Raw genomic sequence first — 2,490 nt, forward strand, 5'->3', positions numbered from 1 at the left:
CATTGTTGACCCCACATTTTTTTGAGTCAACTCAAGCAAAAATCTTTCCAAAATCTTTTTTTAATAAATATTTAAAATTTCATCGGATTTGGCTGGATAAAATGCAGAAAAGCCCCATTCTCAAAATTTTAGATTGAGACTTTCAAAGAGATACAAATCATAAGAGTTTTACTCGCAAATATTTTCACAAACTGTGCTATTTCCATAACTAAAAGTATAAGATGGATGATATGCGTTGAAAATATCATCTATATTTTGCACCTTTTTAAAACCAAAACTTTTATTTTCAGTTTTTGCCAAGTAGTATTTTGAGTTATCTTTTGCACAATTATAAAATTTTATAAGTTCATCTTTTAATCTATCTTTATTTATGCTTCCTGAAGCAAATATTACTGGTGCATCTAAAAAGTTAACATTATCGTTAAAAAGGTATTTTGAATCAAGACTATCTAACATATTTACAGCATCATTTGAATTTGAGTTTTTAAGATTAAAAAGATTATATATTTTTATAACTCCGCCACTATATTTTTTACTAAAACAGTTGAGTAAATTTCTCATAAGAGGGTCTAATTTAAACTCATAATAGTTTTGTTCAAAAGTAGGTTTTTCTAAATAGGGTAAATTTTTGGAGACTAAAAAATCGTTTATAATTTTGTCTGATTTTGGTTCAGCACTTCCTGGATTTAGCAAAACTATATTTGCAATTAAATTCCACTCATTACCAAATTGTAAAATTGTCTGATCTCTAAAAAAGTTTCCACTCTCTTCACACCATCTTGCATAAGCTACCATAACTGCCTCCTTGTTTTTTTTAAATTTTACCTTTTTGATTGCAAGATAGTGTCTGGTTAGCTATTGCTTTTCAATAAAACAAGATCTCTATTTTTTAATACCTCAAAAAAATCTTCATTGACTTTATTCATAAACTCATCAACACTTACAGACCAGTCAATTTTTTGTATCTCTTTTTGATTATCATATATTTTTATATCTACTCCTAATCTTTACAAGTAGTTAAGAGAGTATTTTGCATTTTTGGCTCTTGTTTCTCCTTCAAAAGAAAATGGCAAGATTACATAATAAAAACTTTTTTTATTTTTTAAAAATTGTGCAATTTCTATGATGGCTTTGGATGTGAATTGACATCCAATACCACCAACAATTATATATTGATCATTACTATTTTCTGAACAATATTTAAAATCTTCTCTTCTACAATCGATTTACAGCCACTCTCTTCATAACTTGATATTCTTTCTATTTCAACTATTTCATCTCTAATTCTATTTTTAATACTACGTACAATATTTGCTCCAGTACTACCTAAACCTATGATATAACTCATAATACTCCTTTTTTTATTTTTATGGCTATAAACGAGAAGTTGTCTATCTCTTTTTTATGAACTTCATTAAAGAGAGTATTGACAAATGTTTCAAGTTTACTACTTTTAAAAAGGGTTTCTAACTCTTTATCGTCTATGCTTTCTGTTACTCCATCACTGCAAATAAAAAAGAGATCATCTTCTTTTACATCAATCTTTGTTGAATCTATGATCAGCTCTTCATCTTCTAACTCTCCACATATCAAATACCCCTCAAGCATTTTGTACAAATCTGAGCAACTTTCAAACTCATCTCTACTTATCTCACCGCTTTTTAGCATTCTTTGAGCTTGAGTATGATCGGTTGTAAGAGGTTTTAGCTTTTTATCTCTAAAAAGATATACCCTTGAATCGCCTGTATGAAAGATGGTAGCTTTTTCATCTGCAAAATATACCCCAGCAAGAGTAGTTGCAGATCCTTTTAACTCTTTTGAATGTAAGCTTATGTTCTCTAATCTATCTTGAATCTTTTTTATACTCTTAACAGGAAAAAAGTGATTACTTGAGCTAAAAATTTCATACAAAAACTCTAAAACTTTACAGCTTATGATGTGAGATTTTTTATGACTGCTTATGCCATCTGCTACTGCAAAGATTGCAGAGTTCTCTTTTATGATCTTTTTAGAAACTGTTGACATAGAGGTTTGACAAATTAACTCTTTATCTATGAGTAAAGAGTCTTGATTTGATGGGAATTTTTTTGAGCCAATGTTGGTAGTAAAGTAGCACTCTTTCATCATCTTTGCATTTACCTTCTGTTTTTTGAAATTGTACTACTTTGTTTTGCAATATTGTGTCTGGATTGCAAACATTAGATACAAGCAGACATAATTTGACACTTCTCAAGTATAAAATTACAGCAAAACTTATAAAAGGAGTTGACAAATGTACGATTGAGTTTAAAAAATAGATGAATGCTGATTGATGAATTTGATTTCATCATATGGTGTTAGGGAAGGGTTGTTTGATATGGATAGTTTGAAAATATTTGAATGACAAAATCTTATAGAAGCCGTTTTATAAGAAACAACTTAAACGGCTGAAATTTTAAAAAAAAAACATACCTTTTTGTTTCATTTTTAAAACACTTCAAAACTGCGAAG

General features: G+C 28.8%; 3 protein-coding genes. All 3 read right to left on the reverse strand.

The features are described 5' to 3' along the window. Positions 1–168: 168 nt before the first annotated feature. The 3 genes from BM227_RS12480 to BM227_RS12490 all read right to left on the reverse strand — a co-directional run bounded on the left by BM227_RS12480 (position 169) and on the right by BM227_RS12490 (position 2,127). Positions 169–795, reverse strand: a complete 627-nt coding sequence (locus BM227_RS12480) for a hypothetical protein (protein ID WP_092914334.1) — start codon at positions 793–795, stop codon at positions 169–171. 370 nt (positions 796–1,165) lie between these two features. Further along, positions 1,166–1,348, reverse strand: a complete 183-nt coding sequence (locus BM227_RS12485; RefSeq protein ID WP_092914336.1) for a hypothetical protein — start codon at positions 1,346–1,348, stop codon at positions 1,166–1,168. Next, a complete protein-coding gene (locus BM227_RS12490; RefSeq protein WP_092914338.1) occupies positions 1,345–2,127 on the reverse strand; it encodes a PP2C family protein-serine/threonine phosphatase in 783 nt (260 codons plus the stop codon). Before BM227_RS12490 ends, BM227_RS12485 begins: the two co-directional genes overlap by 4 nt. Between the last annotated feature and the right edge of the window lie 363 nt (positions 2,128–2,490).

The sequence above is a fragment of the Hydrogenimonas thermophila genome (assembly GCF_900115615.1).
Taxonomy (GTDB): domain Bacteria; phylum Campylobacterota; class Campylobacteria; order Campylobacterales; family Hydrogenimonadaceae; genus Hydrogenimonas; species Hydrogenimonas thermophila.

Excerpts from the sequence above, each read along its gene's own strand:
- BM227_RS12480 (WP_092914334.1), bottom strand. The coding sequence starts at position 795 with ATGGTAGCTTATGCAAGATGGTGTGAAGAGAGTGGAAACTTTTTTAGA.
- BM227_RS12485 (WP_092914336.1), bottom strand. The coding sequence starts at position 1,348 with ATGAGTTATATCATAGGTTTAGGTAGTACTGGAGCAAATATTGTACGT.
- BM227_RS12490 (WP_092914338.1), bottom strand. The coding sequence starts at position 2,127 with ATGATGAAAGAGTGCTACTTTACTACCAACATTGGCTCAAAAAAATTC.